The 24,983-nt window shown below is 65.6% G+C and carries 27 protein-coding genes; 20 read left to right on the top strand and 7 right to left on the bottom strand.

Annotated elements, in window-relative coordinates; translation table 11 throughout:
- The first annotated feature begins 10 nt into the window (after positions 1–10).
- The gene (gene tilS / locus EJE94_RS14495) at positions 11–916 is read left to right on the top strand and encodes a tRNA lysidine(34) synthetase TilS (RefSeq protein ID WP_165904849.1); all 906 of its coding nucleotides are present in this window, start codon (positions 11–13) and stop codon (positions 914–916) included.
- Here tilS and EJE94_RS14490 read toward each other — a convergent pair whose 3' ends face one another.
- The 3 genes from EJE94_RS14490 to EJE94_RS14895 are packed head-to-tail and all read right to left on the bottom strand — an operon-like array spanning position 917 to position 3,522.
- A complete protein-coding gene (locus EJE94_RS14490) occupies positions 917–1,519 on the bottom strand; it encodes a response regulator transcription factor (protein ID WP_121243189.1) in 603 nt (200 codons plus the stop codon).
- Between the two features lie 6 nt (positions 1,520–1,525).
- Complete coding sequence (locus EJE94_RS14900) at positions 1,526–2,776, bottom strand: two-component system sensor histidine kinase NtrB (RefSeq protein ID WP_243642641.1); 1,251 nt, start codon at positions 2,774–2,776, stop codon at positions 1,526–1,528.
- On the bottom strand, positions 2,776–3,522 hold the full coding sequence (locus EJE94_RS14895) for a PDC sensor domain-containing protein (protein WP_243642629.1): 747 nt from the start codon (positions 3,520–3,522) through the stop codon (positions 2,776–2,778). Before EJE94_RS14895 ends, EJE94_RS14900 begins: the two co-directional genes overlap by 1 nt.
- A gap of 151 nt (positions 3,523–3,673) precedes the next feature.
- On the opposite strand from EJE94_RS14895, the gene EJE94_RS14480 reads away from it, so the two are divergent.
- The 13 genes from EJE94_RS14480 to der all read left to right on the top strand — a co-directional run bounded on the left by EJE94_RS14480 (position 3,674) and on the right by der (position 16,530).
- A complete protein-coding gene (locus EJE94_RS14480; protein ID WP_121243187.1) occupies positions 3,674–4,678 on the top strand; it encodes a TRAP transporter substrate-binding protein in 1,005 nt (334 codons plus the stop codon).
- A gap of 57 nt (positions 4,679–4,735) precedes the next feature.
- The gene (locus EJE94_RS14475; protein ID WP_121243186.1) at positions 4,736–5,485 is read left to right on the top strand and encodes a TRAP transporter small permease; all 750 of its coding nucleotides are present in this window, start codon (positions 4,736–4,738) and stop codon (positions 5,483–5,485) included.
- A complete protein-coding gene (locus EJE94_RS14470; protein WP_121243185.1) occupies positions 5,482–6,768 on the top strand; it encodes a TRAP transporter large permease in 1,287 nt (428 codons plus the stop codon). The genes EJE94_RS14475 and EJE94_RS14470 overlap by 4 nt, the downstream gene beginning before the upstream one ends.
- Before the next feature lie 168 nt (positions 6,769–6,936).
- Positions 6,937–7,356, top strand: coding sequence for a nucleoside-diphosphate kinase (ndk, locus tag EJE94_RS14465; RefSeq protein WP_121243184.1), 420 nt, complete (start codon positions 6,937–6,939; stop codon positions 7,354–7,356).
- A 22-nt stretch (positions 7,357–7,378) separates the two neighbouring features.
- Positions 7,379–8,527, top strand: coding sequence for a dual-specificity RNA methyltransferase RlmN (gene rlmN, locus EJE94_RS14460; protein WP_121243183.1), 1,149 nt, complete (start codon positions 7,379–7,381; stop codon positions 8,525–8,527).
- Positions 8,524–9,312, top strand: a complete 789-nt coding sequence (gene pilW, locus EJE94_RS14455; protein ID WP_121243182.1) for a type IV pilus biogenesis/stability protein PilW — start codon at positions 8,524–8,526, stop codon at positions 9,310–9,312. The genes rlmN and pilW overlap by 4 nt, the downstream gene beginning before the upstream one ends.
- Complete coding sequence (locus EJE94_RS14450) at positions 9,309–10,169, top strand: helix-turn-helix domain-containing protein (RefSeq protein ID WP_121243181.1); 861 nt, start codon at positions 9,309–9,311, stop codon at positions 10,167–10,169. The genes pilW and EJE94_RS14450 overlap by 4 nt, the downstream gene beginning before the upstream one ends.
- 1 nt (position 10,170) lies before the next feature.
- Entirely contained in the window at positions 10,171–11,418 is a 1,248-nt protein-coding gene (gene ispG, locus EJE94_RS14445) for a flavodoxin-dependent (E)-4-hydroxy-3-methylbut-2-enyl-diphosphate synthase (RefSeq protein WP_121243180.1), read from the top strand.
- Between the two features lie 2 nt (positions 11,419–11,420).
- A complete protein-coding gene (gene hisS, locus EJE94_RS14440; RefSeq protein ID WP_121243179.1) occupies positions 11,421–12,713 on the top strand; it encodes a histidine--tRNA ligase in 1,293 nt (430 codons plus the stop codon).
- Positions 12,700–13,374, top strand: coding sequence for a tetratricopeptide repeat protein (locus EJE94_RS14435; protein WP_121243178.1), 675 nt, complete (start codon positions 12,700–12,702; stop codon positions 13,372–13,374). The genes hisS and EJE94_RS14435 overlap by 14 nt, the downstream gene beginning before the upstream one ends.
- The gene (gene bamB / locus EJE94_RS14430) at positions 13,374–14,525 is read left to right on the top strand and encodes an outer membrane protein assembly factor BamB (RefSeq protein ID WP_121243177.1); all 1,152 of its coding nucleotides are present in this window, start codon (positions 13,374–13,376) and stop codon (positions 14,523–14,525) included. Before EJE94_RS14435 ends, bamB begins: the two co-directional genes overlap by 1 nt.
- Before the next feature lie 59 nt (positions 14,526–14,584).
- Positions 14,585–15,178 carry a methyltransferase domain-containing protein gene (locus tag EJE94_RS14425; RefSeq protein ID WP_121243176.1) on the top strand — a complete coding sequence of 198 codons (594 nt, stop codon included), beginning with the start codon at positions 14,585–14,587 and terminating at the stop codon, positions 15,176–15,178.
- Entirely contained in the window at positions 15,175–16,530 is a 1,356-nt protein-coding gene (gene der, locus EJE94_RS14420; RefSeq protein WP_121243175.1) for a ribosome biogenesis GTPase Der, read from the top strand. Before EJE94_RS14425 ends, der begins: the two co-directional genes overlap by 4 nt.
- A 27-nt stretch (positions 16,531–16,557) precedes the next feature.
- On the opposite strand, the gene frdD is transcribed toward der, so the two are convergent.
- The 4 genes from frdD to frdA are packed head-to-tail and all read right to left on the bottom strand — an operon-like array spanning position 16,558 to position 19,788.
- Entirely contained in the window at positions 16,558–16,899 is a 342-nt protein-coding gene (frdD, locus tag EJE94_RS14415; protein ID WP_121243174.1) for a fumarate reductase subunit FrdD, read from the bottom strand.
- A 2-nt stretch (positions 16,900–16,901) separates the two neighbouring features.
- Positions 16,902–17,294 (bottom strand): fumarate reductase subunit C, encoded by a 393-nt coding sequence (locus EJE94_RS14410; protein WP_121243173.1) that lies wholly within the window; start codon positions 17,292–17,294, stop codon positions 16,902–16,904.
- Positions 17,291–18,034: a succinate dehydrogenase/fumarate reductase iron-sulfur subunit gene (locus EJE94_RS14405; RefSeq protein WP_121243172.1), complete on the bottom strand. Its 744-nt coding sequence runs from the start codon at positions 18,032–18,034 to the stop codon at positions 17,291–17,293. Before EJE94_RS14405 ends, EJE94_RS14410 begins: the two co-directional genes overlap by 4 nt.
- The gene (gene frdA / locus EJE94_RS14400) at positions 18,031–19,788 is read right to left on the bottom strand and encodes a fumarate reductase (quinol) flavoprotein subunit (RefSeq protein WP_121243171.1); all 1,758 of its coding nucleotides are present in this window, start codon (positions 19,786–19,788) and stop codon (positions 18,031–18,033) included. Before frdA ends, EJE94_RS14405 begins: the two co-directional genes overlap by 4 nt.
- Before the next feature lie 184 nt (positions 19,789–19,972).
- On the opposite strand from frdA, the gene hfq reads away from it, so the two are divergent.
- From hfq to EJE94_RS14370, 6 genes are all read left to right on the top strand, one after another.
- The gene (hfq, locus tag EJE94_RS14395) at positions 19,973–20,209 is read left to right on the top strand and encodes an RNA chaperone Hfq (protein ID WP_121243170.1); all 237 of its coding nucleotides are present in this window, start codon (positions 19,973–19,975) and stop codon (positions 20,207–20,209) included.
- A gap of 68 nt (positions 20,210–20,277) precedes the next feature.
- Positions 20,278–21,408 carry a GTPase HflX gene (gene hflX, locus EJE94_RS14390; RefSeq protein WP_121243169.1) on the top strand — a complete coding sequence of 377 codons (1,131 nt, stop codon included), beginning with the start codon at positions 20,278–20,280 and terminating at the stop codon, positions 21,406–21,408.
- Between the two features lie 49 nt (positions 21,409–21,457).
- Positions 21,458–22,738, top strand: a complete 1,281-nt coding sequence (gene hflK, locus EJE94_RS14385; RefSeq protein ID WP_121243209.1) for an FtsH protease activity modulator HflK — start codon at positions 21,458–21,460, stop codon at positions 22,736–22,738.
- On the top strand, positions 22,738–23,619 hold the full coding sequence (gene hflC, locus EJE94_RS14380) for a protease modulator HflC (RefSeq protein WP_121243168.1): 882 nt from the start codon (positions 22,738–22,740) through the stop codon (positions 23,617–23,619). Before hflK ends, hflC begins: the two co-directional genes overlap by 1 nt.
- A 7-nt stretch (positions 23,620–23,626) precedes the next feature.
- Positions 23,627–23,812 carry a DUF2065 domain-containing protein gene (locus EJE94_RS14375; RefSeq protein ID WP_121243167.1) on the top strand — a complete coding sequence of 62 codons (186 nt, stop codon included), beginning with the start codon at positions 23,627–23,629 and terminating at the stop codon, positions 23,810–23,812.
- Positions 23,809–24,981 carry an ATP phosphoribosyltransferase regulatory subunit gene (locus EJE94_RS14370; protein ID WP_121243166.1) on the top strand — a complete coding sequence of 391 codons (1,173 nt, stop codon included), beginning with the start codon at positions 23,809–23,811 and terminating at the stop codon, positions 24,979–24,981. The genes EJE94_RS14375 and EJE94_RS14370 overlap by 4 nt, the downstream gene beginning before the upstream one ends.
- Positions 24,982–24,983: the final 2 nt, after the last annotated feature.

Here is a 24,983-nt window from a genome sequence, read left to right as displayed (position 1 = left end):
CGCCGCTGCGTTGGCCGCGCAGATCGCGCCGGGACAGCATCTGACGCTCGCTCTCTCCGGCGGCGTCGATTCGGTGACTCTGCTCCATCTATTGGCCAGTCTCGCTCCCATGGCCCAATTCGAACTGGCGGCCATTCACGTGAACCATGGTCTCAGCGAGAATGCCGAGCAATGGGCGGCGTTCTGCGCCATCCTGTGTCAGGCGAAGGGGATCCCCCTGACGATCGAGCGCGTTGTCGTCGATCGAGAGTCGCCGGATGGCCTCGAAGCGGCAGCCCGCCGCGCGCGCCACGCCGCGTTTGCGCATGCGAGCGGGGATTTCATCGTCCTGGGGCATCACCGAGGCGACCAGGCCGAGACGCTGCTGTTCAATCTCGTACGCGGGACCGGGTTGGCGGGTTCGGCTGCCATGGCGCCACGCCAGCGGCGACTGTTGCGGCCTCTGCTTACGGTGTCACGCGCGGAGATCGAGGCTTATGCGCGCGAGCAGGGCCTCGACTGGGTCGACGACGAAAGCAACCGCGATACCGGCTTCTCGCGCAACTTCCTGCGCCACGAGATCCTCGAGCCCCTCCATCGCCGTTTCCCTGCAGCCGAAAGGAATCTCGCTGCCGCCACAGGCCGGTTCAGTGAGGCGGTCACCCTGCTGGACGACCTGGCTCGAATCGATCTCGCCGACCAGCTCGATTTCCCCTTGGCGGTCGCGACGCTGGCAAGCCTGAGCGAGCCACGCGCGCGCAACGCCCTGCGTTACCTGCTCGCCCGACGCGGCATCGGCATTCCTAGCGAATCGCGTCTGGTCGAGGCACTGCGCCAACTACTTGCGGCCGGGCATGACCGCCATCCGCGGCAGCACTTCGGCGAATGGGACATCGTTCGTCGCCGGGGAAAGATCGATTTGGAACATGTTCGCTAGTTAACGCGACGCGGCGAGCAGCTGCGCCAACTCCACCGCGGACTTCACGCCCATTTTCTCGAAGATGCGAGCCCGGTGCACCTCCACCGTGCGCATCGCGATGCCGAGTTCGTCGGCGATGACCTTGTTGTACTTGCCGGCGAGTATCAGCTCCATCACTTCGCGTTCTCGACTGCTCAATGTCGAGAGTTTCACGGCCGTCAGCTCGGCACCGGCGTCAAGACGTTGCTGATCGTTGTCGAGCTGAAACGCCGCGAGCACGCGATCGACGAGTTCATTATCGTTGAATGGCTTCTCGATAAATTCGAACGCTCCCTTCTTGATCGCCTGCACGGCCAGCGGCACGTCGCCGTGACCGGTAAGGAAGATCGCGGGTAGCCGGCAGCCGATTTCGAGCAGTCGGTCGAACAGTTCCGGTCCGCCCATCCCGGGCATGCGGATGTCGAGGACCATGCAGCCGCGCATGCTGAAGTCGTAGTCGCCGAGGAAGGACTCCGCCGAGGACCAGGCGCGGGATGCGATGCCGCGCGAATTCAGCAGCCAGGCCAGCGCATCGCGGATCGCTTCATCATCGTCGACCAGATAGGCGAGACTCGTGCTCATGCCGAATTATGTATCCACCAGCGGCAGCTCGACATTGAAAATGCAGCCGCCGTCAGGACGGGCTTCGTGCCATAGCCTGCCGCGATGGGCCTCGACGACCGAACGGCAGATGTTGAGGCCCATGCCCATGCCCTCGGCCTTGGTGGTGCGGAATGGCTCGAACAGGTGAGCCAGGATCTCCGGCGCGATGCCGCCGCCGCGATCCGCGATGCTCAGTCGCAGGGTGGCATCTCCGCGCTTGCCTAGGATGGTCAATATCCGGCGTTCTGCCGGCATATGGGCCATCGCATCCATGCCATTGCGGACGAGGTTGAGCAGGGCCTGGGTCAATAACACGCGGTCGCCCAGCAGCGGGGGCAGTTCCGCGGGCAGATCGCGCAGGATGCGAATCTGCTGACGCCGGGCGTCGGCGTCAATCAGCCCCAGTACCTCGTCGACGATGGCGATCAAGTCGCAGGATTCCGCCCGGGGCTCGGCGCGACGGGCGAACTCGTAGATGCGATGGATGATGCGGCCGGCGCGCTGCGCCTGCTCGGCGCACTTCGCCAGCGGGGACTTCAATTGCGCCGCATCGCGCTGGCCGGAGTCGATCAGGTTGATGCAGCCCGTCGTGTAACTCGCGATCGCGGCGAGCGGCTGGTTGAGTTCATGGGCCAGGCTCGAGGCCATCTCTCCCATGGTGACAAGCCGCGCGGTCGCCTGCAGCCGCTGTTGTTGTTGCCTTTCCCGCTCCTCGGTACGCTTGTTTTCGGTGATGTCGACGATCGAACTCATCCAACCGGTGTGGTGACCGCGGGCATCGATCAGCGGTGCTTCGTGGATCAGTACGTCGAAGACCTCGCCAGTGCGGCGCTTGAGCTTGATTTCGAAACCCTCGAGCGGCCCCTTTCCGGCAAGGATACGATCATGCAGGGCCCGCGTCTCCTCGAGCAATTCATCGGCCCAGTAAGGCATCGGCGGCGAGCGTCCGATCAGTTCTTCCGCTGGCCAGCCGACCATGCGGCAGAAGGCGGGGTTGACGTAGGTAATGCGCCCTTCGAGATCGCGTGCGCGCAGTCCCGTCTGCAAAGAGTTCTCCATCGCCTGGCGGAAGGCATGCTCGCGCAGCAGGGCCTGCTCCGCAGCGAGCCGATGCGTCCAGTGCCGGCGCAGGGACCACAAGCTCCACAGGACCAGTGTGGCGAGCAGAATCAGGCTGGCGGTCAGCAGGCGCGGCGCCAGCGGCGCCTGGGTGCGGTAGGGCGCCGCATGCAGCATCAAGCCATGGCCGGGGGGTCGAACGGCAGCTGGTAGTCGAGGCGACGGGCGGTGCTGGCTTCGACCTTGGTGCGCGCGGCCAGCGTGACGCCGGAGTTGTCGATGACACGGATGCGATAGCGTTCGGTCAGCCACCACGGAACGGTCTGCTCGAGCATGCGCCGCATCGAATAGGCACCGACCACGACACCCGCGAGACGGCCGTCGCGGAATACCGGCACATGCACTTCGAACTGCCGGTCGTCATTGACCACCGGGTAGGGGGGGCTGTAGAAAGGCTTGCCGAGAGAGGCTGCAAGCCGGAAGGCGTTGTTTGCAGGCGCCGCATCGATGCCATCGCCAATCACGTAGCGATCCGTTTGGGCGGGCAGGGATTGGCGTACGCCGCCACCGGGATCGAGCCAGAAGACCTGTACCAGACCCGAGTTATTGGCGAGCAAGGCACGCGCATGCGGTTCGAAGCTGCCGGCACTGGCGGCATGCTGCGGCGTGATGAGGCCCAGCAGTTCCTCGTTTCGGGTCAGATGGAAACGCAGGTCCTGTTCGAGCCAGAGAATGTCGCTGATCAGGGTTGCGCGCTGCTCTTCGGCCTCGTTGCGGTCGGACAGCCAGAGCAGTGCCGCAACCGCCATGAGAAACAGCAAGAAGGCAAGGCGCGACAGCCACCACAGCCAGCGACTCGATGCGGCGGTGGCAGCGGGCAGGGTAGAAATTGGCGCAGTGGTCGAAGTGACGAAACTAACCATGGCTGGATGTTAGCTTGTCGCCACCGCACCGTCACGACTTGCGGAAAACCACAATGGCTCGACCGCACCGAGAGATCAACAATAGCGCCGGGCCTGATAACGGCTGCGGCTGCGCGACAGCCGGACAAAACAACGGAGGAGAAACCTGATCATGAAACTTCGCACGCTTGTCGCCGGTCTCGTGGCCGCGACCTTTTCCATGGCGGCGTTCGCCCAGCAGCCGATCGTCATCAAGTTCAGTCATGTTGTCGCCAACGACACGCCCAAGGGCAAGGGCGCCGAGTTCTTCAAGAAGAAGGCCGAGGAACTGACCAAGGGCCGCGTCAAGGTCGAGGTCTACGCGAACAGCACGCTCTACAAGGACAAGGAAGAGATGGAGGCGTTGCAGCTCGGCGCAGTGCAGATGCTCGCGCCGTCGCTCGCCAAATTCGGCCCGCTCGGCGTCAAGGAGTTCGAGGTCTTCGATCTGCCCTATATCTTCGATGGTTACGATTCTCTGCGCAAGGTCACGCTGGGCCCGGTCGGCCAGCAGATGCTGGGCAAGCTCGAGGCCAAGGGCATCAAGGGCCTGACCTACTGGGACAACGGCTTCAAGTCGTTCTCAGCCAACACACCGATCAATATGCCCGCCGACCTCAAGGGCAAGAAGTTGCGCATCCAGTCGTCCAAGGTGCTTGAAGAAGAGATTCGCGCCCTCGGTGCGCTGCCCCAGGTGATGGCCTTCTCTGAGGTCTATCAGGCGCTGCAGACCGGCGTGGTCGACGGCACCGAGAATCCGATTTCCAACCTCTATACCCAGAAGATGCACGAGGTGCAGAAGCACCTGGCGCTGACCGACCACGGCTATCTCGGCTATGCGGTGATCGTGAACAAGAAGTTCTGGGACGGGCTGCCGGCGGACATCCGCAAGCAACTCGACGACGCCATGGAACAGGCGACGCGCTACGCCAACCAGATCGCCAAGGTCGAGAATGACAATGCCCTGGAGATGGTGAAGAAATCGGGCAAGACCCAGGTCCACACGCAGACTGCTGCGGAGCGCTCGGCCTTCAAGAAGGCGCTGGTGCCGGTGCATAAGAAGATGGAGTCGCGCGTCGGCAAGGAGACCATCGACATGGTCTACAAGGCGACCGGCTTCGACCCCGCCAAGCTCTGACGCAACCCCGGCGCCCGCCCTTCCGGCGGGCGTTTTTTCTTGGATGGAGAGACATCGATGAAGGTACTCGATCATCTCGAGGAGTGGCTCATCACCTTCCTCATGGCGGCCGCGACGGTGATCATCTTCGCCTCGGTCATGCACCGTTACGCCACCGGCTTCGCCATCCCGGGCCTGCAGGACTGGCTGCTCGGGATCAACATGGGTTGGGCGCAGGAACTCACCATCATCATGTTCGTCTGGATGGCCAAGTTCGGCGCCGCTTACGGCGTGCGTACCGGCATCCACGTCGGCGTCGATGTGCTGATCAACCGGCTCGACGATCGCATGCGCGGCAAATTCATCATTTTCGGTTTGCTCGCCGGGGCGTTGTTCACCGGCATCGTCGGCACGCTGGGAGCACGCTTCGTCTGGGAAAACGGCATGCACTACTCCGTGTTCACCGCACTGGGCTTGCAACTTACCGACATCCCCGAGGGACCGACTACGCCCGACCTCGAATGGCCGACCTGGATCGTCTATTCGGCCGTGCCGCTCGGTTCCTACCTGATGTGTTTCCGCTTCCTGCAGGTGACGACGAGTTTCATCCGGACCGGGGAGCTGCCGCATCACGACCATGGCCACGTCGACGGCCTGGACGAAGAGGTACCGCCCAAGCCTGGCGAAGAGGACGAAATCTATCGCATGGATGATGGACTCCATCCCCACGACATGCGCAGGGGCGCCGATCGGCGAGGCAATGCCGACCGACGCGGCAATGCCGATCGGCGCAACCACGGAGACGATGCCGGAGGTGACCGGAAATGAACACCCTGCTCATCTTCGGGCTGCTGGTCGCCCTGATGTTGACCGGTATGCCGATCTCGATCTCGCTCGGCCTGACGGTGCTGTCCTTCCTCTTCCTGATGACTCAGGTGCCGATCGAATCGGTGGCGCTCAAGCTGTTTACCGGCATCGAGAAGTTCGAGATCATGGCGATCCCGTTCTTCATCCTCGCCGGCAACTTCCTGACCCACGGCGGGGTGGCGCGGCGCATGATCGCCTTCGCCACGTCGATGGTCGGCCACTTCCATGGCGGTCTCGGTCTCGGTGGCGTGGTCGCCTGTGCGTTGTTCGCGGCGGTGTCGGGGTCGAGTCCTGCGACGGTGGTGGCCATTGGCTCCATCCTGATGCCGGCGATGGTCAAGGCAGGTTTTCCCAATCGCTTCGGTGCCGGCGTCCTCACCACGTCGGGGGCGCTGGGCATCCTGATTCCGCCGTCGATCGTCATGGTGATGTACTCGGTGTCGACCAATACCTCGGTCGGCGCTCTGTTCATGGCGGGCGTGATTCCGGGCCTCGTACTGGCGACGATGCTCGGCCTGACCACCTGGTATCGCGCCTGGAAGAACGACTACCCGCGCCAGCCGAGGGCCTCGTGGCGGGAACGCTGGGTGAGCTTCCGCAAGGCGGTCTGGGGGCTCTTCCTCATCGTCGTGGTCATGGGCGGAATCTACACGGGTATGTTCACACCGACCGAGGCGGCTGCGATGAGCGCAGTCTATGCCTTCTTCGTCGCCGTATTCGTGTACAAGGACATGGGGATGAAGGATGTGCCGAAGGTGCTGCTGTCCTCGGCCAACATGAGCGCGATGCTGCTCTACATCATCACCAATGCGGTGCTGTTCTCCTTCCTCATGACGCACGAGAACATCCCGCAGGAGATGGCTGACTGGATGATGGGCACCGGCGTCGGCGTCATCGGCTTCCTGATTGTTGCCAACATCCTGCTGTTGCTGGCCGGCAATTTCATGGAGCCGTCCTCGATCGTGTTGATACTGGCGCCGATCCTGTTCCCCATCGCCATCAAGCTCGGCATCGACCCGGTGCATTTCGGCATCATCATGGTGGTGAACATGGAAGTCGGCATGTGCCACCCGCCGGTGGGCCTCAACCTCTACGTCGCGTCCGGCATCACCAAGATGGGCATCACCGAATTGACCATCGCCGTCTGGCCCTGGCTGCTCACCATGCTCGTGTTCCTGGTGCTCGTCACCTATTGGCCGACGATGTCGCTGTGGCTGCCACGGACGCTGGGCATGATTTCCTGAGGAGGAGCGCGCGGGGGTAGCCCCCGCGCGCTTGAAGCCCGGCCATGCGCGACATGGGCCGGGCTTTTTTTCGTCCCGCGGTCGGGGGCATGGCATCAATCTGCGATAAAATGGCCAGTTCTTTGATTTGCCTAGTCTTATTTGCCCAACCTTTCGCTGGAGAATGTAATGGCTGTCGAACGCACCCTGTCCATCATCAAGCCCGATGCCGTCGCCAAGAACGTCATCGGCAAGATCTATTCCCGCTTCGAGACCAACGGCCTCAAGATCGTCGCCTCCCGCATGGCCTGGCTGTCCGAGCGCGAAGCCGGCGGTTTCTACGCTGTGCACAAGGAGCGTCCCTTCTTCAAGGACTTGGTCTCGTTCATGAGCTCCGGCCCGGTGATGATCCAGGTGCTCGAGGGCGAGAACGCCATCGCCAAGAATCGCGAGCTGATGGGTGCCACCGACCCGAAGAAGGCCGACAAGGGCACCATCCGCGCCGACTTCGCCGACAGCATCGACGCCAATGCCGTGCATGGCTCGGACGGCCCGGACACCGCCAAGGTCGAGATCGCCTACTTCTTCCCGGCGCTGAACGTTTTCTAAACGTTCTCTGAACGCCGATTCAATGGTCAATCTGCTCGATTTCGACGTCGACGGCATCCAGGACTGGTTCGCGCAGCTGGGCGAAAAGGCCTTCCGTGCGCGCCAGGTGCTGCGCTGGATGCATCGTTTCGGCGAAGACGATTTCGAGCGGATGACCGACGTTGCCAAATCGCTGCGCGTCAAGCTCGCCGAGGAGGCCGAGATCCGCGGTCCGGTGCCGGTGCGCGACTCCATCGCCGCCGACGGTACGCGCAAGTGGCTGCTCGACGTGGGCAACGGCAATGCGGTCGAGACCGTCTTCATCCCCGAGGCCGGCCGCGGCACGTTGTGCATCTCGAGCCAGGTCGGCTGCGCACTCGACTGTTCCTTCTGCTCGACGGGCAAGCAGGGCTTCAACCGCAACTTGTCCACCGCCGAGATCATCGGCCAGCTCTGGCACGCCAACCGCGCGCTGGGCGCGGTCAAGATTCCGGGTGCCGCGGATGCCGGCGAGCGCGTCATCAGCAACGTCGTGCTGATGGGCATGGGCGAGCCGCTGGCCAACTTCGACAATGTCGTCGCCGCGCTGAAATTGATGCTCGACGACAACGCCTACGGCCTGTCGCGGCGGCGCGTCACGGTATCGACCTCCGGTATCGTTCCGGCGATGGATCGACTGCGCGACACCGTGCCGGTGGCGCTGGCCGTGTCGCTGCACGCGCCCAACGATGCGCTGCGCGATCAGCTGGTGCCGATCAACGCGAAATATCCGCTCAAGGAACTGATGGCCGCCTGTCGCCGCTATCTCGAAAAGGCGCCGCGGGACTTCATTACGTTCGAATACGTGATGCTCGACGGAGTGAATGACTCCGATGCCGATGCGCGCGCGCTGCTCGCGCTGACGCGCGACGTTCCGTGCAAGTTCAATCTGATCCCCTTCAATCCCTTTCCCGAGTCCGGTTATCGTCGATCCAGCCCGGCGCGCGTGCGCCGTTTCCAGGAAATCCTCATGGCGGCCAACATCGTGTCCACGGTGCGGAAGACGCGCGGCGACGACATCGACGCCGCCTGCGGCCAACTCGCCGGTCAGGTGCGGGACAAGTCGCGGCGCGCTGCCGCACCGCGCCACCCTGTGATCAAGGTCACGCCGACGACCGGCAATGTTGCGGGAACTCCGGAGGTCCACCGATGAAACGTGCCCTGTGCTTGGTTGGCCTGGTGGCCGGTATGCTTCTCGCGGGCTGCGGCGGCGGATCGGCCAGCCGCCCGAACGAGCCCTCTGCCCCCGCCAAGAGTGCCGGCGATGCCGCGCGCGAGCGCGCCCGGCTGCACACCGACCTGGGCATGGCCTATCTCTCGGGGGGCCAACTCACCACGGCATTCGACGAGGCGCGCATCGCCATCAATGCCGATGCCAATTATTCGCCCGCCTACAATCTGATGGGCCTGACCCTGATGCAGATGCAGGATTATCCGCGCGCCGAGGAGCAGCTCCAGCAGGCGCTCCGACTGGCTCCCGACGACGCCGAGACCAATGGCAACATGGGGTGGTTCCTGTGTCAAACGGGGCGCGAAACCACTTCGTTCGCCTATTTCGAGGTGGCGGCAAAGAACCCGATGTATGCGACGCCGGCCCGGCCGCTGATCAACGCGTCGCTGTGCGCCAGCCGCATCAGGGATTACAAGCGTGCTGAGGACTACGTGAACAGCGCGCTGCGCCGCGATCCGGGCAACGTCTATGGGCAGTACGTGCAGGCTGCGGTGCTCTACCAGCAGGGGCGTCTGCCCGAGGCGCGGGCGCGTCTCGCCGAGGTCCATCGCCAGGCCGAGCCCACGGCGGCGAGCACCTGGCTGGCGCTGCTGATCGAGCGCAAGAGCGGCGACCGCGAAGCGGAGTTGCGCTGGGCGACGCAACTGCAGCGCAAGTTCGCTGATTCGCCGGAATACAAGAAACTGACGCAGGGAAGCTTCGATTGAGCCAGACCGAAACCGAACAGTCCGACGACGCGGTCGCGGACCTGTCCGCCACCGTGGCGCTGACGCCCGCCGAGTTGCCGGGCCGGCGACTGCGCGAGGCCCGCGAGGCCCGCGGGCTGAGTCTGGCCGATGCCGCCAACGCGCTCAAGTTCAGTCCGCGTCAGATCGCGGCCCTCGAAGCCGACGACTTCCATGGTTTGCAAGGCGCGACCTTCGTCCGCGGTTTCATCCGCAGCTATGCGCGCTTCCTGAAACAGGCGCCGGAACCGCTGCTGGCCATGCTCGATGCCGGCACGGCCCTGCCGACGGCCGAGGTGCGGGCGCCGGAGGACACCGGTGCCGCGATGCCCCAGCCCGGCGAGCGCCGCTTGTCCGCCTGGGTGGCGGGCGCCATCGTCCTGGTGGTGATTGCGGCCAGCCTGATTGCCTGGCACCTGGTGTCGCCCGAGTCGGCACCATCCCTGCCGCGCGAACTGCCGCTAGCCAAGACAGAGCGCCCGGCGCAGCCCGCGGAGAAGCCGGTGGTGCAGCCGCCAGCGCCACGCATCGAAGCGGCGCCGGCTGACGCCGCAGGTAATCAGTCGGTCGCCCCGCCCGCCGCGACCGTCATTCCGCCCGACATGCGCCAGTTGATTCTGACGTTTTCCGACAAGTCCTGGGTCGAGATCAAGGACAGCAGCCAGCGCGTGATCCTCAGCGGCGAGTTTTCCGCTGGCGACCGTCAGGTCGCCAATGGCAAGCCGCCGTTCCAACTCTGGGTCGGCCGCGCCTCGGCCGTGCGCGTGCAGGACGGCGACCGCGAGGTCGATCTGAAGCCGCATGCCCGCGACGAGGTCGCGCGCCTCACGGTCGACTGACATGGCACCGGAGAAGGCCATTCCGCGCGGCCCGCTGCCGCGCCGCCAGACGCGCCGCGTCATGGTCGGAAAAGTCGGCGTTGGCGGCACGGCGCCGGTCGTGGTGCAGTCGATGACCAACACCGATACGGCCGACGACTTCGCCACGGCAATGCAGGTGGCCGAGCTCCATCGTGCCGGCTCCGAACTGGTGCGGATCACCGTCAATACCCGGGAGGCCGCCGCCGCCGTGCCCAAGATTCGCGAACGGCTGCTAGCGATGAACCTCGACGTGCCGCTGATCGGCGACTTCCACTTCAACGGCCATAAGCTGCTGGCGGAGCATCCGGCCTGCGCCGAGGCGCTGGCCAAGCTGCGCATCAATCCCGGCAACGTCGGCAAGGGGGCGAAGCGCGACGAACAGTTCGCGCAACTGATCGAGTTCGCCTGCAAGTATCGGAAGCCGGTGCGTATCGGCGTCAACTGGGGCAGCCTCGACCAGGCGCTGCTCGCCCGCGTCATGGACGAAAATGCGCGGCGCCCCCAGCCCAAGGACGCCACCGAGATCATGCGCGAGGCGATGGTCACCTCGGCGCTCGAATCCGCCGCGCGGGCCGAGGAACTCGGCCTGGCGCGCGACGACATCGTCCTTTCCTGCAAGGTCTCCGGCGTGCAGGACCTGATCGCCATCTACAGAGAGCTGTCGGCGCGCGGCGATTACGCCCTGCATCTCGGCCTGACCGAGGCCGGCATGGGCAGCAAGGGCATCGTCGCCTCGACCGCGGGCCTGGCAGTGCTGCTGCAGGAGGGCATCGGCGACACCATCCGAATTTCGCTGACGCCCGAGCCCGGCGGCAGCCGCACGCGCGAGGTCGTGGTGGCGCAGGAAATCCTCCAGACCATGGGGCTGCGGGCATTCACGCCGATGGTCGTCGCCTGCCCCGGCTGCGGCCGCACCTCCAGCACCACCTTCCAGGAACTGGCGCAGGACATCCAGGACTATGTCCGTGACCGCATGCCTGAATGGAAACTGCGCCACGCCGGCGTCGAGGACATGACGCTGGCCGTGATGGGCTGCGTCGTGAACGGCCCGGGCGAGAGCAAGCACGCCAACATCGGCATCTCGCTGCCGGGTACCGGCGAGGAACCGGTCGCGCCGGTTTACGTCGACGGCGAGCGCACCACCACGCTGCGTGGCGACAACATCGCCGCCGAATTCCGCAACATCATCGACGATTACGTCGTGCGCAAATACCAGCCGCGCGCCTGACCATGAGCACGACACTGCAAGCCATCCGCGGGATGAACGATATCCTGCCCGACGACGCCGAACTCTGGGAGGAGTTCGAGGATCTGGTGCGCGGCTGGCTGGCCGGCTACGGCTACCGCCCCATCCGCATGCCCATGGTCGAGCCGACGCCGTTGTTCGCACGTGCCATCGGCGAGGTCACCGACATCGTCGAGAAGGAGATGTATTCCTTCACCGACAGCCTCAACGGCGAGCCGCTGACCCTGCGGCCCGAGGGCACCGCGTCCTGCGTGCGCGCCGTGCTGCAGCACAATCTCCTCTACGACGCCCCGCGCCGGCTCTGGTACATGGGCCCGATGTTCCGCCATGAGCGGCCGCAGAAAGGCCGCTACCGCCAGTTCCATCAGGTCGGCGTCGAGGCCTTGGGCTTCGCCGGCCCCGATGTCGATGCCGAGCAGATCCTGATGTGCCAGCGGCTGTGGGACGATCTCGGCCTGGAGAACATCAAGCTCGAAATCAACTCCCTTGGCCAGTCCGAGGAGCGCGCCAAGCATCGTGCCGATCTGATCGCGTACCTCTCGGGTCACGCCGATATTCTCGACGAGGAGGCGAAGCGCCGCCTGCACACCAATCCGCTGCGCATCCTCGACACCAAGAACCCGGCGCTGCAGAGCGTGGTCGAAGGGGCGCCGAAGCTGATCGATTACCTCGGCGAAGCCTCGCTCAAGCACTTCGATGGCGTGCAGCAGCTGCTCAAGGATGCCGGCCTGCCTTATCGCATCAACCCGCGGCTGGTGCGCGGGCTGGACTACTACAACCTCACGGTCTTCGAGTGGGTGACCGACCAGCTCGGCGCCCAAGGCACGGTCTGTGCCGGCGGCCGTTACGACGGCCTTGTGCAGCAGCTCGGCGGCAAGCCTCAGCCAGCCTGCGGCTTCGCCATGGGCATCGAGCGGCTCCTGGCGCTCTGGCGCGACCAGGGCAACCAGCACGAGAAGCCGGCGCCCGACATCTATGTCGTGCATCAGGGCGAGGCCGCAGCACGTTTCGCCTTCCGTGTCGCCGAGGGCCTGCGCGACGCCGGTTTCGCTGTTCAACTGCATTGCGGCGGTGGCAGCTTCAAGTCCCAGATGAAACGCGCCGACGCCTCGGGCGCGCCGCTCGCCGTGATCATCGGCGACGACGAAGCCGAGGCCAACGAAGTTACCCTGAAACCCCTGCGCGAAACGGCCGAACAGCGCCGTGTCGCGGCCGATGAACTTGCCGACGCCGTGGGCGCCTGGCTGTTTGGAGACGAAGAAGATGGCGGTCTATGACCTCGAAGAACAGGAACAGCTCGACGAACTGAAGACCTGGTGGAAGGTGTACGGCAACCTGGTGACCGCCATCGTGGTGGCACTGGCACTGGCCGTGCTGGCGTGGCAGGGTTGGAACTGGTGGCAGCGGCAACAGGTGGCCGAGGCATCGCAGCTCTACATGGGCGTGCAGCGCGCCGCAGCGCAGAACGACGCCAAGCATGCACGCGAACTGGCCGGCGAGCTGATCGACAGGTATTCGCTGACCGCCTATGCCGGCATGGCGGCGCTGCTGTCCGGCAAGGCCCAGGCCGAGGCTGGTGATGTCAAGACGGCCAAGGCGCAGTTGCAATGGGCGGCCGACAATGCGAAGGATCCGGCGTTGCGCGACCTGGCGCGGCTGCGCCTGGCCGCCCTGCTGCTCGACGAGAAGGCCCATGACGAAGCGCTGAAGCAGGTGGCGGGCGAGCCCGCCGCCGCCAGCTTCGCACCGCGCTTCGGCGAGATGCGCGGCGACATCCTGGCGGAACAGGGCAAGCCTGCCGAAGCACGGGCCGCCTACGAGGCGGCGCTGGCCAAGCTCGCCCGAGCTTCCACTGACGTGGCGCAGCAGCAGGCACCCTACAAGGATGTGCTGCAGACCAAGCGCGATGCGCTGGGGACCGGCGGAGGCGCCAAGTGATGCGCCGCCGCGCCGGCCACCTGCTGCTGATGCTGGGAATGCTGGCCCTGACCGGCTGCTCGAGTGTCGACAAGATCAATCCCTTCGCTGCCGCACCCAAGGACAAGCCGGCGGAGCTCGGCGCGGTCCAGGGCGGCAGCGAGATGCGGGTGTTGTCGAGCAACAGCGTCGGCGATGCCGGCGAGTTCGTGTTCACCCCTGCGGTCGTCGGCGAACGCGTCTTCGCCGCCGGTCGCAACGGACGGATCTACCGTTTCGACAACGGCAAGCAGGTCTGGCGCGCCGATGCCGGCAAGGATATTTCCGGCGGTGTCGGCGCCGATGGCAAGGTCGTCGTCGTGGGCACGCTCAAGGGCGAGGTTCTGGCATTCGATGCCGACAGCGGCAAGCCGCTGTGGCAGGCGCGCGTCAGCTCGGAAGTCCTCGCCGCGCCAGCGGTGACCGATGGCCTAGTCGCGGTGCGCTCGGGCGATTCGCGCATCTTCGGTTTCGATGCCGCTTCGGGCTCGCGCCGCTGGGTATACCAGCGCAGTACGCCGGCGCTGTCGCTGCGTTCCAACGTCGGCGTGACGCTGCTCGACCGCGCCCTGATCGCCGGCTTCCCCGGCGGCAAGCTGGTGGCCATCGCCACCAACAACGGCGCGGCGATTTGGGAGAGCACCGTGGCCCTGCCCAAGGGGGCGACGGAGCTCGAGCGTGTCGCCGACGTCGCCAGTTCCGCCGTGGTGGCCGGGCGCGAGGTCTGCGCCGCCGCCTACCAGGGGCGCGTGACCTGCTTCGACCTCGCCTCGGGCAATGCCCTGTGGTCGCGCGATCTCTCGAGCCGCGCCGGCATCGACGTCGACGGCCGCCATGTCTATGTCAGCGACGACAAGGGCGTCGTGCATGCCCTGGATCGCAACAGCGGCAGCAGCGCCTGGAAGCAGGACAAGCTCGCCAATCGGCGCCTGTCGCGACCGGTCGCGCTCGGTAGTCTCGTCGCAGTCGCCGACTTCGAGGGTATGGTGCATTTCCTGCGTGCCGACGACGGCAATATCGTCACGCGCCAGAAGACCGACGGCAGCGAGGTGCTGGCCGAGCCGCAACGCATGGCCAGTGGCGTAGTGGTGCAGACGCGGAAGGGCGGCATCTACGCCCTCGGCGCGAACTGATATCGCACCGTCCCGCCACGAGTGCCAGCCCTTGAGTTCATGGTAGCGCCGACTTTTTGATGCCAAACGGCGTCGACTTCTTCGATCGCCAGTTCCGCGGCCAGATTGCGGCGGGCGATTTCGCGCTCAATCCCTTCGAGCAGGTGGCGTTGCCGCACCTTCGCGGCGACGTCCTGGATCTCGGCTGCGGTCTCGGCAACCTGGCGCTGGCCGCAGCGCGGGCCGGTTGTCGCGTCACCGCGTTCGACGGCAGCGCAACGGCCGTCGAACGGCTGGCGGCTGCGGCCGCCGCCGAGGGCCTGCCGGTCGTCGCGAGCCAGGCCGATTTCTCTTCCGCCCCGGTCAGCGGCGGTTACGACAGCGTGGTTGCCATCGGGCTGCTGATGTTCTTCCCGCGACCACGCTCGACCGACCTGCTGGCGGCCATGCAGAATGCCACACGACCCGGCGGTGTCGCCGTCGTGAATACGCTGATCGAGGGGTCGACCTACTTCGACCTCTTCGGCGATGGGCCCTACACGCTGTTCGGCCACGACGAAGTCGAGCAGGCCTTCGCCGGCTGGGAGATCCTGCGTTCGAGCCACGAGGAGTTTGCGGCGCCCGGCGCTACCCGCAAGAAATTCATTACTGTCATCGCGAGGAAGCCGGCATGATCCCCACCCTGGTCCTCGTCGGCCGCCCCAACGTCGGCAAGAGTACGCTGTTCAACCGCCTCACCAAGACGCGCGATGCGCTGGTGGCCGACTTGCCGGGCCTGACGCGCGACCGTCACTACGGCCACGGCCGCATGGGCAACCAGCCTTTCCTCGTCGTCGATACCGGCGGTTTCGAGCCGACGGCCAAGGACGGCATCGTGCACGAGATGGCGCGGCAGGCGGAGTCGGCCATTGCCGAGGCCGACGTGCTGCTGTTCATCGTCGATGGCCGCGCCGGCCTGACGCCGCAGGACCAGGCCATCGCCGACCGCCTGCGCAAGAGCGGCCGGCCGCTGCACCTCGTGGTCAACAAGGCCGAGGGCATGGTTCGCGCCATGGTGGCCGCCGAGTTTCACGAGATGGGCTGCGGCGATCCGCTGGTGATCTCGGCGGCTCACGGCGACGGCGTGCGCGAACTGGTCGAACTGGCGCTGGAGCCATGGGTCAATAAAGTCGGCGCTGACGAGACGGCGGCGGCCGGCGACGACTCGGCTGCCGTAGCCAAGGTGCCCAAGGTCGCCATCGCCGGCCGCCCCAACGTCGGCAAGAGCACGCTGATCAATACCCTGCTCGGCGAGGAGCGCGTGATCGCCTTCGACATGCCGGGCACCACCCGCGACGCCATTGAGGTACCGTTCGAAAAGAACGGCAAGCACTACACCCTGATCGACACCGCCGGCCTGCGGCGCAAGGGCCGTGTCTTCGAGACCATCGAGAAGTTCTCGGTGATCAAGACGCTGCAGGCGGTGGAGGAGGCCAACGTCGTCGTGCTGATGGTCGACGCTAGCCAGGACATCTCCGACCAGGACGCCCACATCGCCGGCTTCGCCATCGAGGCCGGCCGCGCGCTGGTGCTGGCGGTGAACAAGTGGGACGCCGTCGACGACTACCGCCGCGAACGCGTCAAGGTGGACATCGGCCGCAAGCTCAACTTCCTCGGCTTCGCCCGCGTCCATTACGTCTCGGCACTCAAGGGGCAGGGCATCGCCGGCATTCTCGGCTCGGTCGACAAGGCCTGGGCGGCAGCGATGAAGAAGATGCCGACGCCGCAGCTCACCCGCGTGCTCGGTGCCGCCGTGCAGAAGCAGGCGCCGCCGCGCCATGGCCTGTCGAGGCCGAAGCTGCGCTACGCCCACCAGGGCGGCAGCAACCCGCCGATCATCGTCATCCACGGCAACGCGCTCGACCACGTGCCGGCGTCCTACACCCGCTACCTGGAAGGCTGCTTCATGGAGGCCTTCAAGCTGCAGGGCACGCCGCTGCGCATCCAGTACAAGTCGAGCCGCAATCCGTTCGCCGACAAGGACTGAACGGGCCGCGCCAGCGCGACTCGCCGCTTAAATCCTGAGCAGATAGACCGCGGTCGCGACGCTGCCCGCCACCGCCGCCAGATAGAGGACGGTCGCGACGACTTTATCGGCGCGCAGGCCGAAGTCGAAGCAGGTGCAGCGCAGGCGATGCGCCGAACTCCACAGCGACAGGGCGACCACGGAAAAAATGACGAGCTTGCCGAGGGCGCCGGCGGCGAAGGCGTGCATCCGCTCGTAACCGAGCCCGTCCGGCACATGGCCCAGCGCTGCCATGGAGGTGAGCAGCACGATCACCGGGATGCAGAAGGCGATGACCGTGCCGCCGGCGGCGAACGGGAACCAGACGACCGGCTTGTGCGACTTGGCCATGGTCAGAACACTCCCGCCAGGAAGAGGACGACGAAAGACAGCACGACCCAGGCGACGTAGTGCGCGCCGGAAATCACGGTGCCGGGCAGGAAGTCCTCGCCAACCTGCACCGGCATGGCCTTCTGCGTGGCGTTGAACCAGGTGGCGGCGTGGTATACGGCGGCGACCAGTGCCAGCGCATGAAAGACGATGGACGCCGGGCTGCGCAGCGCCGCGAGGAACGCTTCGTAGCTGGCCTGCCCGGCGGCGAGGCGCTGCAGGCCGACCACCAGCAGCACGCAGTAGGCGCCGATGAATATGCAGGTGACTTCGCGTGCCATGTAGCGCAGATAGCGCGGATGGCGGAAGAACCAGGAGGTCGGCGGGACTTCGCGAACCAGGGGCCTGCGGCTCATTTGCTTCCCCACGGCATCAAATGTTCCTTGAGCCAGTCGATGGAACTGGAGATCTTCATCTGCTGCAGCGCGCTCGCCGGATCGACGTGCGCCGGGCACACCTCGGAACAGGCGCCGACGAAGGTGCATTCCCAGACCCCTTCGTGTGTGGCGGCGACTTCCTGGCGCTCGGCGCGGCCGGCGTCGCGCGAATCCTGGTTGTAGCGGTGCGCCAGCGTCAGGGCGGCCGGGCCGATGAACTTCGGCGTCAGTCCGTATTCCGGGCAGGCGGCGTAGCACAGCATGCAGTTGATGCACATCGAATACTGGCGGAACTTCATCAGCTGCGCTGGGGTCTGCCTGTTTTCGCCCTCGTCGAGCGATCTCTTCTGCTGCGGGATGAGGTAGGGCTTGACGCGCTTGAGCTTCTCCATGAAGTCGTCGGGCGCGGTCACCAGATCGCGCTCGATCGGAAAATGCGCCAACGGCTCGATGCGGATGACGCCTTCGTAATCGCGCAGGAAGGCGTGGCAGGCCAGCTTGGGTTCGCCGTTGATCATCATGCCGCAGCTGCCGCAAACGGCCATGTGGCAGGACCAGCGGTAGTTGAGCGTGGGGTCGATGCTTTCCTTGACCTTGTTCAGCGCATCCAGCACCACCCATTCGTCCTGGCAGACCACTTCGTAGCGCTGGAAACTGGCCTCGCTGTCCGTGTCCGGGTTGTAGCGCAGGACTTCCAGCTGGACCAGGCGCTGCTTCATTTGTGATCCCCCGAGTAGTCGCGCACGCCCGGCGGCGACTTGGTGATCACCACGTCGAGGTAGTCGACGCGAGGGGCTTCCTGGCCTTGGCGGTAGACCATCGTGTGGCGCAGGTAATTCTTGTCGTCGCGCTCGACGTGATCGAGGCGTTGATGCGCACCGCGCGACTCCTTGCGCGCCAGCGCCCCGACGGTGACCGCTTCGGCGCAATCGAGCATGGAGCCGAGTTCGAGCACCTGGAACAGGTCGGTGTTGAAGACATTGGTCTTGTCGGTGAGGATGACGCGGCGATAGCGCTCGCGCAGCTCGTGGATCTTGGCGACGCCTTCCTGCAGGCCTTCCTCGTTGCGGTAGATGCCGACGTTCTTCTCCATGGTGTCCATCATCTCCTTGCGCAGGCCGGACATCGATTCGGTGCCGTCGCTGCGCGAGAACAGTTCGCGGATGCGCATCTGCGTTTCCTCGGCGCGGGCATTCAGCGCGGCGGTGTCGGCGGCGGGCAGGCCCTGGATGTGCTCGATGGCGGAGAGTGCGGCGCTGCGCCCGAACACCAGCAGTTCGACCAGCGAGTTCGAGCCGAGGCGATTGGCGCCGTTGAGGCTGACGCAGGCGCACTCGCCGGCGGCGAACAGGCCGGGGAGGGGCGTGGCGGCCCGGGTGTTGGTGGAAATGCCGCCCATCATGTAATGCACCACGGGGCGGATCGGCACCGGCTCCCTGACGATGTCCACGCCGAGGTAGCTGGCCGCCAGTTCCTGCACCAGCGGCAGGCGCTCGTGGATTTTCCTTTCGCCGAGGTGCCGCATGTCGAGCAGCACGCATTCGCCCCACTGGGTCGATACCGTGTTGCCCTTCTGCAGTTCGTGCCAGTAAGCCTGGCTGAGGCGATCGCGCGGGCCGAGCTCCATGGTCTTGAGCTGCGGCTGGCCCACCGGCGTCTCCGGCCCCATGCCATAGTCCTGCAGGTAGCGGCGGCCGTGCTTGTTGACCAGGATGCCGCCTTCGCCGCGACAGGCCTCCGTCAGCAGGCTGCCAGTGTTGGGCAGGCCGGTCGGGTGATACTGGATGAACTCCATGTCCTTCAATGGCGCCCCGGCGCGGTAGGCCATGGCCATGCCGTCGCCGGTCTTGATGGCGCCGTTGGTGGAGAAGGGGAACATGCGGCCGGCGCCGCCGCCGGCGATGATCACTGCCTTGGCGTGGAACTGCCGCAGCTGGCCGCTGCGCATTTCCATCGCGGTCACCCCCTGGCAGCGGCCATCGTCGACCAGCAGGTCGAGCGCGAAATATTCGTCGTAGCGGGTGATCGAGGGAAACTGCAGCGAAGTCTGGAACAGGGTGTGCAGGATATGGAAGCCGGACTTGTCGGCGGCAAACCAGGTGCGCTGCTTCTTCATGCCGCCGAAGGGCCGCACCGCCACCGAGCCGTCCGCCGCGCGGTTCCACGGGCAGCCCCAGTGTTCCAGCTGCAGCAGTTCCTTGGGCGCTTCCTTGACGAAGTATTCGACGCAGTCCTGGTCGGACAGCCAGTCGCCGCCGCCCACGGTATCGTGGAAGTGAAAGTCGAAGCTGTCGTCAGGCTTGATCACGCCGGCCGCGCCGCCCTCGGCGGCGCAGGTGTGGCTGCGCATCGGGTAGACCTTCGAGATCAGCGCGATGCGCAAAGTGGGATCGGTTTCCGCCAGGGCGATGGCTGCACGCAGGCCCGCGCCTCCGGCACCGATGATTGCAACATCGGTCGATATCGTTTCCATTGCGACCATCCATGAGGTGACCGCGACAGTATCGGCTGTTTGGCCGGGGTGCTATTGACTTGTGTCAATGATGGCTGGCGCGTCAATCATCAAACCGGAAAGGACCGGCGGTGGCGGCCGGCGCCAAAATCCATTACAGTAGCGCGCTCATTCAACCCCGAGCGTCATATAAGAGAGGCCAACCATGAGCAACAAAGGGCAGATGCTACAAGACCCGTTCCTGAACGCGCTGCGGCGGGAGCATATTCCGGTCTCCATCTATCTCGTCAACGGCATCAAGCTGCAGGGTCAGGTCGAGTCCTTCGACCAGTACGTCGTGCTGCTGAAGAACACCGTCACCCAGATGGTCTACAAGCACGCGATCTCGACCGTGGTGCCGGCGCGTCCGGTCAGCATCACCCAGGAAAACGACGGCGAGTGATTTTCCGCATGCGCCGGGCAGGGCTGGCGTGTTGACGTCGCCGCTGCCGCCTCCCGCAGTTCCCACCGATGTTTGACAGGCCTTCGGCCGGCAACCGGGCGATTCTCGTCCAGCTCGACTTCGGCGAGCGCGACTTCGACGAGCGTCTCGACGAATTCCACATGCTGGCGGAAAGTGCCGGTGCCGTGCCGCTGGCCGTGATCAAGGGCAAGCGCGGCAGCCCCGATCCCAAGACATTCGCGGGCCGCGGCAAGGTGGTCGAGATCGGCCAGGCGGCGCAGGCCGAGGAGGCCGATATCGTCATCTTCAATCACGAGCTTGCGCCCGGCCAGCAGCGCAACCTCGAGCGCGAACTCGAGTGCCGCGTCATCGACCGCAGCAGCCTGATCCTCGACATCTTCGCCCTGCGCGCCAAGAGCCACGAGGGCAAGCTGCAGGTCGAGCTGGCGCAGTTGCAGCATCTTGCCACGCGGCTGGTGCGCGGCTGGAGCCACCTTGAGCGGCAGAAGGGCGGCATCGGCCTGCGCGGCCCCGGCGAGAAGCAGCTCGAGACCGACCGCCGCCTGCTGGGCAAACGTGTCGCCCTGCTCAAGGAGCGATTGAAGCAGCTGGAGCGGCAGCGCAAGGTGCGTCGCCGCGCCCGCAGCCGCGCCGAAGTGCTGTCGGTGTCGCTGGTCGGCTACACCAACGCCGGCAAGAGCACGCTGTTCAATGCCCTGACCAAGGCCGGGGCCTATGCCGCCGACCAGCTCTTCGCCACGCTCGATACCACCGCGCGCCGCCTCTACATCGAGGGTGCCGGGCAGATCGTGCTGTCCGACACCGTCGGCTTCATCCGCGACCTGCCGCACTCGCTGGTCGCCGCCTTCCGCGCCACTCTCGAAGAAACGGCGCAGGCCGACCTGCTGCTGCACGTCGTCGATTCGGCCAGCCCCGACCGCGACCAGCAGATGCGGGCTGTGCACGAGGTGCTGGGCGAGATCGGGGCGGCCGAGGTGCCGCAGATCGTGGTGTGGAACAAGATCGACCTTACCGCCGCCGGGCCCGGGGTCGAGCGCGACGACTGTGGTAGACTCGCGCGCGTTCGTGTCAGCGCCAGAAGCGGCGCGGGTCTCGACCTGTTGCGGGACGCGCTGGCGGAGATCGCCCGCGACAGCGTCCGTCAGGACGAATCCGCCACGCAGCCCGACGCGGCTTGAAACCCAACCTCCCCGACATCACATCCAGTCCATGATTACAGGCATCTTCATGTCCCTCAACGACCACGGCTGGGGCAACGACCCCAATCGCGGCAACAAGGGTGGCAATCAGGGCCCACCCGATCTGGAGGAGTTGTGGCGCGATTTCAACCGTCGCCTCGCCGGCATGTTCGGCAGGAAGGGCGGCGGCAGCGGCGATGGCGGCGGTGGCATGCCGACACTGTCGCCGCGGCAGTTCGGCGGCGGCATCGGCATTCTCGGCGTCCTCGTCGCCGTGGTCTGGCTGGGCAGCGGTTTCTACATCGTCGATGCCAGCCAGCGCGGCCTGGTGCTGCAGTTCGGCAGCTACAAGGAGACCACCGACCCCGGCCTGCGCTGGCGCCTGCCGTGGCCCATCCAGAGCCACGAGGTGGTCAATCTTTCGGGTGTGCGCACCGTCGAGGTCGGCTACCGCGGCACGGAAAAGAACAAGGTGCTGAAGGAAGCGCTGATGCTGACCGACGACGAAAACATCGTCATGGTGCAGTTCGCCGTGCAGTACCTGCTCAAGGACCCCAAGGACTACATCTTCAAGAACCGCCATCCCGACGATGCGGTCATGGGCGCGGCCGAAACGGCGATCCGCGAGGTCGTGGGCAAGAACAAGATGGACTTCGTCCTCTACGAGGGCCGCGACGTGGTCGCCGCCAACACCCAGAAATTGATGCAGGACATCCTCGATCGCTATGTCACCGGCATCCAGATCCGCGCCGTCACCATGCAGAGCATCCAGCCGCCGGAGCAGGTACAGGCGGCCTTCGACGATGCGGTCAAGGCCGGCCAGGACCGGGAGCGCCACAAGAACGAGGGCCAGGCCTACGCCAACGACGTCATTCCGCGGGCCCGCGGCACCTCCTCGCGCCTGTTCGAGGAGGCCAACGGCTACAAGAGCCGCATCATCGCCACCGCCGAGGGCGATGCCTCGCGCTTCAAGCAGATTCTCGTCGAATACAACAAGGCGCCCGAAGTGACGCGTTCCCGCATGTACCTGGAGACGGTGCAGCAGGTTTATTCCAGTACCAGCAAGGTGATGATCGATGCCAAGGGTCAGGGCAACCTGCTCTATCTGCCGCTCGACAAGCTGATGGCCGCCGCCGGCGCCACCGTGGCGTCCGGGGCGGCGGTGACGGCCGAGCCGGCTGCCGCCGTCCGCAGCGAGCCGGTCGCCGGCGCATCCAGTGTGGTGCCGCCGCAGCTTGAAAAGAACGCACCCGATGGCCAGTCCGGCATGTTCGGCATGACCGGGCGCACGCGCGACACCACGCTCACTCGCGAAAGGGGGGCGCGCTGATGGCCCGTCACCTTCCCTTTATAGGCTCGGCCTTCATGGCCGCGCTGGTCGTCGCCGCCATGACGCTGTTCACCGTCGATCAGCGCCAGTACGCCATCATCTTCCAACTCGGCGAGGTCAAGGAAGTCATCCGCGAGCCGGGTCTCGCCTTCAAGTGGCCGATGATCCAGAACGTGCGTTTCTTTGACAAGCGCATCCTGACGCTGGACACGGCCGAACCCGAGCGCTTCCTCACCGCCGAGAAGAAGCCGGTGCTCGTCGATTCCTACGTCAAGTGGCGCATCCACGACGTCAAGCAGTACTACATCTCGGTCGGCGGCGACGAGACGGTGGCCAAGACACGACTGGCACAGACGGTGAACTCCGGCCTGCGCGAGGAGTTCGGCAAGCGCACCGTGCATGACGTCGTTTCCGGTGCCCGCGACAAGATCATGGCCGACGTGCAGAAGAAGGCCGACGCCGACATGCGCGCCATCGGCGTCGAGATCGTCGATGTCCGCCTGAAGCGCGTCGATTATCCGATCGACGTCTCGGAATCGGTCTATCGCCGCATGGAAACCGAACGCAAGCGCGTCGCCAACGAACTGCGCTCGCAGGGTGCCGCCGAGGCCGAGAAGATCCGCGCCGATGCCGACCGCCAGCGCGAGGTCATCGTCGCCGAGGCCTACCGCGATGCGCAGAAGACCAAGGGCGAGGGCGATGCCAGGGCGGCATCGATCTACGGCCAGGCCTTCGGCCAGAACGCCGAGTTCTACTCCTTCTACCGCAGCCTCGAAGCCTATCGCGGCAGCTTCAAGAACAAGAGCGACGTGCTGGTGGTCGAGCCGAATTCCGATTTCTTCAAGTATCTGAAGAGCCCTGGCAAGGGCGGCGGAAAGTAACGTCGCCGTGGTGCAAATCTTTCTGTTGGCGTTCGCGCTGATGTTGGTGATCGAGGGCCTGATGCCCTTTGTCGCACCGCGGGTATGGCGCGAGACGTTTCGCCGCGTCACCGAACTCGCCGACGGCCAGGTGCGCTTCCTCGGTCTTGGCTCGATCGTCGTCGGTTTGATCCTGATGGTGATCGTCAAATGACATCGTCGACCACACCGCGCTGGCTGCTGCCCGAAGCGATCGAGGATCTGCTGCCGGCCGAGGCTGCCCTGGTCGAACGCCTGCGCCGTCGCCTGCTCGACGAATATGCGCGGCACGGCTATGAACTGGTGGCGCCGCCGCTGCTCGAGTACGTCGAGTCGCTGCTGACCGGCAGCGGCCGCGACCTGGACCTGCGCACCTTCAAGCTGGTCGATCAACTGTCCGGCCGCACGGTCGGCGTGCGTGCCGACATCACGCCGCAGGTGGCGCGCATCGATGCCCATCTGCTCAATCGCAAGGGCGTGACTCGCCTGTGCTATTGCGGCAGCGCGCTGCATGCGGTTCCGGCCAGCCTGCTCGCCTCGCGCGAGCCGCTGCAGATCGGCACGGAACTCTATGGCCATGCCGGGCTCGAGGCCGACATCGAGATCGTCCGCCTGCTGGCGCGTTCGCTCGCGCTGTGCGCGGTGCCGGCGGTCCGCATCGACCTCGGCCATGTCGCTATATTCAGGGCCATGGCGGGCGCTGCGCAACTCTCGTCGGAGCGCGAGCAGGCCGTTTTCGCGGCCCTGCAGGCAAAGGACGTGCCGGCGCTGCGCGAACTGGTCGGCGACATCGCCGAGCCGGTGCGCAGTGGCCTGCTGGCGCTGCCTGAACTCTATGGCGATCGGCAGGTGCTCGATCGCGCCGCGGCGCTGCTGCCGACTTTTTCCGAGATCGGCCAGGCGCTGGCCGAATTGCGCCGCCTCGCCGACGCGCTCGCCGGGCTGCCGCTCTCTTTCGATCTGGCCGATTTGCGGGGCTACCATTACCACAGCGGCATCGTCTTCGCCGCCTATGCCGACGGCAACCCCGGTGCCGTGGCGCTCGGCGGGCGCTACGACAAGGTGGGGCAGGCCTACGGCCGTGGTCGCGCGGCGACGGGCTTCTCGATGGACCTGCGCGAAGTTGCGCAACTGGCACCGCCCGAAACACCGGGCGGTGCGATACTGGCTCCCTGGCCAGAGGATGATGCGCTGCACGCGGAGACCGAGCGCCTGCGGGCCCAGGGCGTAACCGTCGTGGCGGCACTGCCCGGGCACGACGGGACGTGGCGGGAAACCGGCTGCGACCGCATTCTGGTGCGGCGTGGCGACGAATGGATCATTGAAAGCTTGAAGGAAGATTGATC

The organism is Sulfurisoma sediminicola (assembly GCF_003865015.1).
Lineage (GTDB): Bacteria > Pseudomonadota > Gammaproteobacteria > Burkholderiales > Rhodocyclaceae > Sulfurisoma > Sulfurisoma sediminicola.
The sequence above is the reverse complement of the archived record's forward strand: the minus strand, read 5'-3'. Positions and strand labels throughout refer to the sequence as shown.

Excerpts from the sequence above, each read along its gene's own strand:
- EJE94_RS14490 (WP_121243189.1), bottom strand. The coding sequence starts at position 1,519 with ATGAGCACGAGTCTCGCCTATCTGGTCGACGATGATGAAGCGATCCGC.
- EJE94_RS14900 (WP_243642641.1), bottom strand. The coding sequence starts at position 2,776 with ATGCTGCATGCGGCGCCCTACCGCACCCAGGCGCCGCTGGCGCCGCGC.
- EJE94_RS14895 (WP_243642629.1), bottom strand. The coding sequence starts at position 3,522 with ATGGTTAGTTTCGTCACTTCGACCACTGCGCCAATTTCTACCCTGCCC.
- EJE94_RS14480 (WP_121243187.1), top strand. The coding sequence starts at position 3,674 with ATGAAACTTCGCACGCTTGTCGCCGGTCTCGTGGCCGCGACCTTTTCC.
- EJE94_RS14475 (WP_121243186.1), top strand. The coding sequence starts at position 4,736 with ATGAAGGTACTCGATCATCTCGAGGAGTGGCTCATCACCTTCCTCATG.
- EJE94_RS14470 (WP_121243185.1), top strand. The coding sequence starts at position 5,482 with ATGAACACCCTGCTCATCTTCGGGCTGCTGGTCGCCCTGATGTTGACC.
- ndk (WP_121243184.1), top strand. The coding sequence starts at position 6,937 with ATGGCTGTCGAACGCACCCTGTCCATCATCAAGCCCGATGCCGTCGCC.
- rlmN (WP_121243183.1), top strand. The coding sequence starts at position 7,379 with ATGGTCAATCTGCTCGATTTCGACGTCGACGGCATCCAGGACTGGTTC.
- pilW (WP_121243182.1), top strand. The coding sequence starts at position 8,524 with ATGAAACGTGCCCTGTGCTTGGTTGGCCTGGTGGCCGGTATGCTTCTC.
- ispG (WP_121243180.1), top strand. The coding sequence starts at position 10,171 with ATGGCACCGGAGAAGGCCATTCCGCGCGGCCCGCTGCCGCGCCGCCAG.
- hisS (WP_121243179.1), top strand. The coding sequence starts at position 11,421 with ATGAGCACGACACTGCAAGCCATCCGCGGGATGAACGATATCCTGCCC.
- EJE94_RS14435 (WP_121243178.1), top strand. The coding sequence starts at position 12,700 with ATGGCGGTCTATGACCTCGAAGAACAGGAACAGCTCGACGAACTGAAG.
- bamB (WP_121243177.1), top strand. The coding sequence starts at position 13,374 with ATGCGCCGCCGCGCCGGCCACCTGCTGCTGATGCTGGGAATGCTGGCC.
- EJE94_RS14425 (WP_121243176.1), top strand. The coding sequence starts at position 14,585 with ATGCCAAACGGCGTCGACTTCTTCGATCGCCAGTTCCGCGGCCAGATT.
- der (WP_121243175.1), top strand. The coding sequence starts at position 15,175 with ATGATCCCCACCCTGGTCCTCGTCGGCCGCCCCAACGTCGGCAAGAGT.
- frdD (WP_121243174.1), bottom strand. The coding sequence starts at position 16,899 with ATGGCCAAGTCGCACAAGCCGGTCGTCTGGTTCCCGTTCGCCGCCGGC.
- EJE94_RS14410 (WP_121243173.1), bottom strand. The coding sequence starts at position 17,294 with ATGAGCCGCAGGCCCCTGGTTCGCGAAGTCCCGCCGACCTCCTGGTTC.
- EJE94_RS14405 (WP_121243172.1), bottom strand. The coding sequence starts at position 18,034 with ATGAAGCAGCGCCTGGTCCAGCTGGAAGTCCTGCGCTACAACCCGGAC.
- frdA (WP_121243171.1), bottom strand. The coding sequence starts at position 19,788 with ATGGAAACGATATCGACCGATGTTGCAATCATCGGTGCCGGAGGCGCG.
- hfq (WP_121243170.1), top strand. The coding sequence starts at position 19,973 with ATGAGCAACAAAGGGCAGATGCTACAAGACCCGTTCCTGAACGCGCTG.
- hflX (WP_121243169.1), top strand. The coding sequence starts at position 20,278 with ATGTTTGACAGGCCTTCGGCCGGCAACCGGGCGATTCTCGTCCAGCTC.
- hflK (WP_121243209.1), top strand. The coding sequence starts at position 21,458 with ATGTCCCTCAACGACCACGGCTGGGGCAACGACCCCAATCGCGGCAAC.
- hflC (WP_121243168.1), top strand. The coding sequence starts at position 22,738 with ATGGCCCGTCACCTTCCCTTTATAGGCTCGGCCTTCATGGCCGCGCTG.
- EJE94_RS14370 (WP_121243166.1), top strand. The coding sequence starts at position 23,809 with ATGACATCGTCGACCACACCGCGCTGGCTGCTGCCCGAAGCGATCGAG.